Annotated in this window: 4 protein-coding genes and 1 riboswitch; of the genes, 3 read left to right on the top strand and 1 reads right to left on the bottom strand. The window is 73.8% G+C overall.

Features of this window, described 5'->3' with window-relative positions; all coding sequences use genetic code 11:
* The gene (locus tag ACXJKL_RS00115) at nt 1-858 is read right to left on the bottom strand and encodes a carbohydrate kinase family protein (protein WP_457205017.1); all 858 of its coding nucleotides are present in this window, start codon (nt 856-858) and stop codon (nt 1-3) included.
* Between the two features lie 61 nt (nt 859-919).
* Nucleotides 920-1,021, top strand: a riboswitch (glycine riboswitch).
* Nucleotides 1,022-1,091: 70 nt separating this feature from the next.
* On the opposite strand from ACXJKL_RS00115, the gene gcvP reads away from it, so the two are divergent.
* From gcvP to ACXJKL_RS00130, 3 genes are all read left to right on the top strand, one after another.
* Nucleotides 1,092-3,941 carry an aminomethyl-transferring glycine dehydrogenase gene (gcvP, locus tag ACXJKL_RS00120; protein ID WP_457205018.1) on the top strand — a complete coding sequence of 950 codons (2,850 nt, stop codon included), beginning with the start codon at nt 1,092-1,094 and terminating at the stop codon, nt 3,939-3,941.
* Nucleotides 3,938-5,278: a serine hydrolase domain-containing protein gene (locus ACXJKL_RS00125; RefSeq protein WP_457205019.1), complete on the top strand. Its 1,341-nt coding sequence runs from the start codon at nt 3,938-3,940 to the stop codon at nt 5,276-5,278. Before gcvP ends, ACXJKL_RS00125 begins: the two co-directional genes overlap by 4 nt.
* Nucleotides 5,279-5,351: 73 nt before the next feature.
* On the top strand, nt 5,352-6,218 hold an 867-nt coding region (locus tag ACXJKL_RS00130), incomplete at its 3' end, for a CYTH and CHAD domain-containing protein (protein ID WP_457205020.1).

Consider the following 6,218-nt stretch of genomic DNA (forward strand, 5'->3'; position numbering starts at 1 on the left):
TCAGGAGGCCGTGTCCAGGGGAGCGAGACCGGGTGAGCGCAGGCACACCGCGGCCTGTCGGTGCCCTGCCTCCATCGCCTGCGCAAGGCCGTGCCCGGCCAGTGTCGCCTCCAGGACACCGGAGAAGAACGCGTCGCCGGCTCCGTTGGTGTCCACGACGTCGGCCACCGGCCGGACGGGGACGTGCAGCTCCTCGGTCGCCGTCACCGCGGTCGCCCCCTGCGCACCCCGGGTGCAGACGACCAGCGAGGTGCCAGCGGCCACCCGGGCCCGCATGAAGGGCAGCGGGTCGGCCATCCCGTCGTCGTTGAGGAACAGCACGTCCGCCGCGTCCACCCAGTCGCGGTGGAAGGCCGCCGTCCCGTCGTAGTCGTGCACGTCGCACCACACCGGCCGACCCGCGGCGCGGGCCCGGGCGAGGAGCGGTCGGGCGACCTCCGCAAGGTCCAGCACGGCGACGTCGCAGGTGCCGAGCGCCGCCAGGGCGTCCGGGGCGGGCACGGGCTCCTCCAGGTCGGGCAGGCGCAGGTAGATCGACACCCGTCCACCCCGGTCGTCCATGAGGTTGAGGTGCTGCTCGGTGCCCCCGGGCGACCTGCCGGCCAGCACGGTGAGGGAGGGGTGGCGCAGGGCGCCCCGTGCCAGGTCGCCCTCGCGGTCCTCGCCGAGCACCGTGGCCAGCGTGACCTCGACCCCCAGTGCCGCGAGGTGCAGTGCCTTGCCGGCCGACGTGCCCCCGAGCGTGTCGACGTGGTGGCGGGCAAGGACGGTGTGCGGGCGGGGCTCGGGAAGCGCGTCGAGATGGACGACGCGGTTCCACGAGACGGGACCGGCGACCAGGACCTGGGGAGGGCTCACGGGCCCATCATCGCGTCCGAGTCGGGTCGTGGCCCGGTCGCTGGTAGATTCGGGGTGCTGATGATCCCGCACGGGAGAGTCTTCGCCCGGCCCTCGGCCGGGCAAGCGCCGAAGGGGCAATTCCTCCCCGGAACCTCTCAGGCACCCGGACCGTGCAGACCAGGCAGCTCTGGAGGACCCCATCGGGGGACGACAGAGGGGGAGGCCCGCTGACCGCGACCCAGGGAGCCTCCATGACGGATTCGTCCGACCTCACCACCGCACCGTTCGTCGAGCGCCACATCGGCCTGCGCGAGCCCGACGTCGAGGTGATGCTCAAGCAGCTGGGCTTCGACAGCCTCGACGCGCTCATGGAGGCCGCCGTCCCCGGCGGCATCCGCGCGGGCGCCGAGCTCGACCTGCCGCCGGCGCTCACCGAGGACGTGGCCGCGCGCGACCTGCGTCGCATCGCCGGGCTCAACCGTCCCGCTGAGGCGATGATCGGGCTGGGCTACCACGCGACCATCACCCCTCCGGTGATCCGTCGCAACGTCCTCGAGGACCCCAGCTGGTACACCGCCTACACGCCGTACCAGCCGGAGATCTCCCAGGGCCGGCTCGAGGCCCTCATCAACTTCCAGACCGTCATCGGCGACCTGACCGGGCTGCCCACCGCCAACGCGTCGCTGCTCGACGAGGGCACCGCGGCCGCCGAGGCCATGACCCTCGTCCGCCGGGGCAACCGCAAGGCGAGCGGCCCGTTCGTCGTGGACGCCGACGCCCTCCCGCAGACGATCGACGTGGTGCGCACCCGGGCCGACGCCATGGGGATCGACGTGGTCGTCGCCGACCTGACCGACGGGCTGCCCGAGGGGGAGCTCTCCGGCGTCCTCGTGCAGTACCCCGGAGCGTCCGGACGGGTGCTCGACCCGCGCCCCGTCATCGAGGCCGCGCACGAGCGCAACGCGCTGGCCGTGGTGGCCGCCGACCTGCTGGCACTCGTCGTCCTCGAGGCCCCCGGAACGCTCGGCGCCGACGTGGTGGTCGGGTCCTCGCAGCGCTTCGGGGTCCCGCTCTTCTACGGGGGTCCGCACGCCGGCTACATGGCGGTGGCCGCGGGCCTCGAGCGCCACCTGCCGGGTCGCCTCGTCGGCGTCTCGGTGGACGCCGAGGGCCGCCCGGCCTACCGGCTCGCCCTGCAGACCCGCGAGCAGCACATCCGTCGCGACAAGGCGACCTCCAACATCTGCACCGCGCAGGTGCTCCTCGCCGTGGTCGCCTCGATGTACGCCGTCTACCACGGTCCCGACGGGCTGCGGGAGATCGCCCAGCGCACGCACCGCTCCGCGGGCCGCATCGCCGGCGCGCTGAGGGCCGGGGGAGTGGAGCTCGAGAACGACACCTTCTTCGACACGCTCACCGCCGTCGTCCCCGGCCGCGCGGCCGACGTCGTCGCGGCGGCCCGCAGCCTCGGCCTCCACCTGCGCCTGGTCGACGGCGACCGGGTCGGCCTCAGCATCTCGGAGTGCACCACCCCGGCCACCGTGGCCAGCGTGCTCCGCGCGTTCGGCGTCGCGGCCCTCGGGGTCGACGAGGACGTGGCCGAGGGACTGCCCGCCGACCTGCGCCGCGCGACGGCGTACCTCACCCACGAGGTCTTCTCCAGCCACCACAGCGAGACGCAGATGCTGCGCTACCTGCGGCGTCTGTCCGGTCGCGACTACGCGCTCGACCGGGGCATGATCCCGCTCGGCTCCTGCACGATGAAGCTCAACGCCACCACCGAGATGGAGCCCATCAGCCTGCCGGGCTTCGCCGACCTGCACCCCTTCGCCCCGGCAGAGGACGCGGCCGGCTACCGCCAGCTCGTCGACGACCTCGAGGGGTGGCTGGCCGAGGTGACCGGCTACGACCGCGTCTCGATCCAGCCCAACGCCGGGTCGCAGGGCGAGCTGGCCGGCCTGCTGGCCATCCGTGGCTACCACCGCGGGCGCGGGGAGGAGGCACGCAACGTGTGCCTCATCCCGTCGTCCGCCCACGGCACCAACGCCGCGTCCGCGGTGATGGCGGGGATGAAGGTGGTGGTCGTCAAGGCCGGCGACGACGGCGCCGTCGACCTCGACGACCTGCGGGCCGCGTGCGACACCCACTCCGAGACACTGGCCGCGATCATGGTGACCTACCCGTCGACGCACGGGGCCTACGAGGACACCATCACCGAGCTCTGCGAGATCGTGCACGGCCACGGTGGCCAGGTGTACGTGGACGGCGCCAACCTCAACGCGCTGCTCGGCCACGCCCGGCCGGGTGAGTTCGGSGGCGACGTSTCGCACCTSAACCTSCACAAGACCTTCTGCATCCCGCACGGCGGCGGCGGMCCSGGCGTSGGCCCGGTCGCGGTGCGCGAGCACCTCGCGCCGTACCTCCCCTCGCACCCGATGCACCCCGAGGAGGACAAGCGCGAGGGCATCGGCGCGATCAGCGCGGCGCCGTACGGCTCGGCGGGCATCCTGCCCATCTCGTGGGCCTACATCCGGCTCATGGGCGGGCCCGGGCTCGCCCGGGCGACCGCGGTGGCGGTGCTCAGCGCCAACTACGTCGCGCACCGCCTGCAGGAGCACTACCCGGTGCTCTACCGCGGTCACGGCAACCTGGTGGCCCACGAGTGCATCCTCGACGTGCGCGGCCTGACCAAGGATTCCGGCGTCAGCGTCGACGACGTGGCCAAGCGGCTCGTCGACCACGGCTTCCACGCACCGACCATGTCGTTCCCGGTCGCCGGCACCCTGATGGTCGAGCCGACCGAGTCCGAGGACCTCGCCGAGATCGACCGCTTCTGCGACGCCATGATCGCCATCCGGGAGGAGATCGCCCAGGTCCAGGCCGGGACCTGGAGCCCCGAGGACTCCCCGCTGCGCCACGCCCCGCACACGGCCCGTGCCCTCGTCGGCGAGTGGGACCGCGCCTACTCCCGCGAGGTGGGCGTCTTCCCCAGCGGGGTGGACCCGGACAAGTACTGGCCGCCGGTGGCCCGGATCGACCAGGCCTACGGCGACCGCAACCTGGTCTGCGCGTGCCCGCCCCCCGAGGCGTTCGCCGAATGACCGCGGAGTCCGACGTCGTCACCGACCACACCGCGCGACGGCTCCGCTGGCGTCTGGCCACGGCCCAGGCCGACGGGCATGTGCCCTCCATCGTCGCCGGTGTCGTGCGTGGCGGCGGCCTCGCCTGGGCCGACGGCGTGGGCGACGTGCCCGGAGAGGTCGTCGACACGCAGTACAAGGTCGGCTCGATCACCAAGACCCTGACCGCCGTGCTGGTCCTGCAGCTCGTCGACGAGGGCGTGCTGTCCCTCGACGCGCCGGCCTCCGACGTGCTCGGCGAGGTCGGGTACGCCGACCGCACGATCCGCCAGCTCCTCGCGCACTCAGGCGGCCTGCAGGCCGAGCCTGCCGGGTCGTGGTGGGAGCGGACCGAGGGTGGGACCTTCGAGGAGCTCGCCGCAGCCAACGACGGCACGGCGGCGGCGTTCGACCCCGACCGGCGGTTCCACTACTCCAACCTCGGCTACGGGCTCCTCGGTGAGGTGGTGGCCCGGCAGCGCGGGCAGACGTGGTGGGAGGTGGTCCGGGAGAGGATCCTCGTGCCGCTCGGCATGACCCGCACCTCCTACCAGGCGTCGGGTGCCCACGCGCTCGGCTGGTCGGTGCATCCCTACGCGCAGACGTTGATCCCCGAGCCCTTGCCCGACACCGCCGCGATGGCACCCGCCGGGCAGGTGTGGAGCACCGTCACCGACCTCGCGACGTACTGCACCTTCCTGCTCGGGGGCCACGACGACGTCCTGTCGGCCGACCTGCTGGCCCAGGCCTTCACGCCGCAGGCGGGGGAGGAGTCGAGCGGCCTCGCCTACGCCCACGGCCTCGGGTTCCAGGTGTTCCGCGGCGGGGCGGGCACCCTGGTGGGTCACAGCGGCTCGATGCCCGGCTTCCACGCGATCTGCCTCGTCGACCGCACCCGGCGTACCGGTGTCGTGGGGCTGGTGAATGCCACCGGCGGCGTGCCGGTCGCCGCCTTCGGGGCCGCACTGCTCGAGGAGCTCGAGCGGTGCGAGCCGACGCTGCCGCCCGTGTGGCGGCCCAACGACGGGGTGCCGGCGCCCTTCGAGGACGCCCTGGGCATCTGGCACTGGGGGGCGACCCCCTACGTCTTCGCCTGCGAGCGCGGTGACCTGGTCGCCCGCCGGCGCGACGTGGAACTGTGGCGCTTCGCCGACGCCGACGGCCGGGTGGTCGGGACCCGCGGCTACCACGCGGGGGAGGAGCTGCACGTCGTACGTCGCGACGACGGGTCCGTCTCCCACCTCGACGTGGGCACCTTCATCCTCACCCGACAGCCCTACGAGCCCGGCACCCCGGTGCCCGGCGGGCACCCCTCCTGACCCGGCGGGGACCCGGTCGACTAGTCCCGGAAGGACGAGGTCACCCGCTCACCCGATGTGGTAGATCTCGGGTGTGCCGGACCACCACGAGGTCGAGCTGACCTGGTCGCCTGCCGCGGACGCGGAGGTGCCCGACCTCACCGGCCTGCCCGGAGTGGTCTCGGTCGAGCACGCGGGGACCGACGACCTGGTCGCCGTCTACTTCGACACCGCCGAGCTGTCGCTGATGGCTGCGGGGGTCACGCTGCGCCGCCGGGAGGGCGGATCCGACGAGGGCTGGCACCTCAAGGTCCCGGCCGGCGACGGGCGCGACGAGGTCCACCTGCCGCTCGCCCGTGCCCGGCACGTGGTGCCGAAGCCGCTGCGTGAGGCGGTGGGCGCGTGGACCCGGGGTGCCGACCTGATCGCGATGGCCACCATCGACACCCGGCGGACGACCTACCGCCTGGTGGGCGCCGATGGGACCGACCTGGCGGAGCTGGCCGACGATCGCGTCAGCGGATGCCGCGCGGAGGAGGGGTCGACCCCGGTCGAGTGGCGGGAGTGGGAGCTCGAGCTCGTCACGGGGGACCCGGCGCTGCTGGAGGCGGCCACCCGGATGCTCGCCGACCGGGGCGTCGGGCTCAGCGAGGTGCAGCGCAAGGTGGAGCGGGTGTGGGGGGACCGCGTCCCGCGACCGCCCCGAGCGCGGCGTCCCAGGCCCGGCCGACCGGCCGGTCGGGTGCTGACGAGGCTGCTCGTCGAGCAACGCGCCGAGCTGGCCCGCCGTGACAGCGAGATCCGTCGGGGCAAGCCGGACGGTGTGCACCGGGCGCGGGTCGCGACCCGACGCATCCGGGCGGGCCTGAAGGCGTACGGTCCCCTGCTCGACGGCGACGTCGCCGCGCACGTCGCCGGCGAGCTGCGCTGGCTGGCACGGACGCTGGGGGACTTCCGTGAC

It is taken from the genome of Nocardioides sp. P5_C9_2, from assembly GCF_054049555.1.

What these genes read in the sequence shown, in the direction of transcription:
- ACXJKL_RS00125 (WP_457205019.1), top strand. Translation starts at nt 3,938, where the DNA reads ATGACCGCGGAGTCCGACGTCGTCACCGACCACACCGCGCGACGGCTC.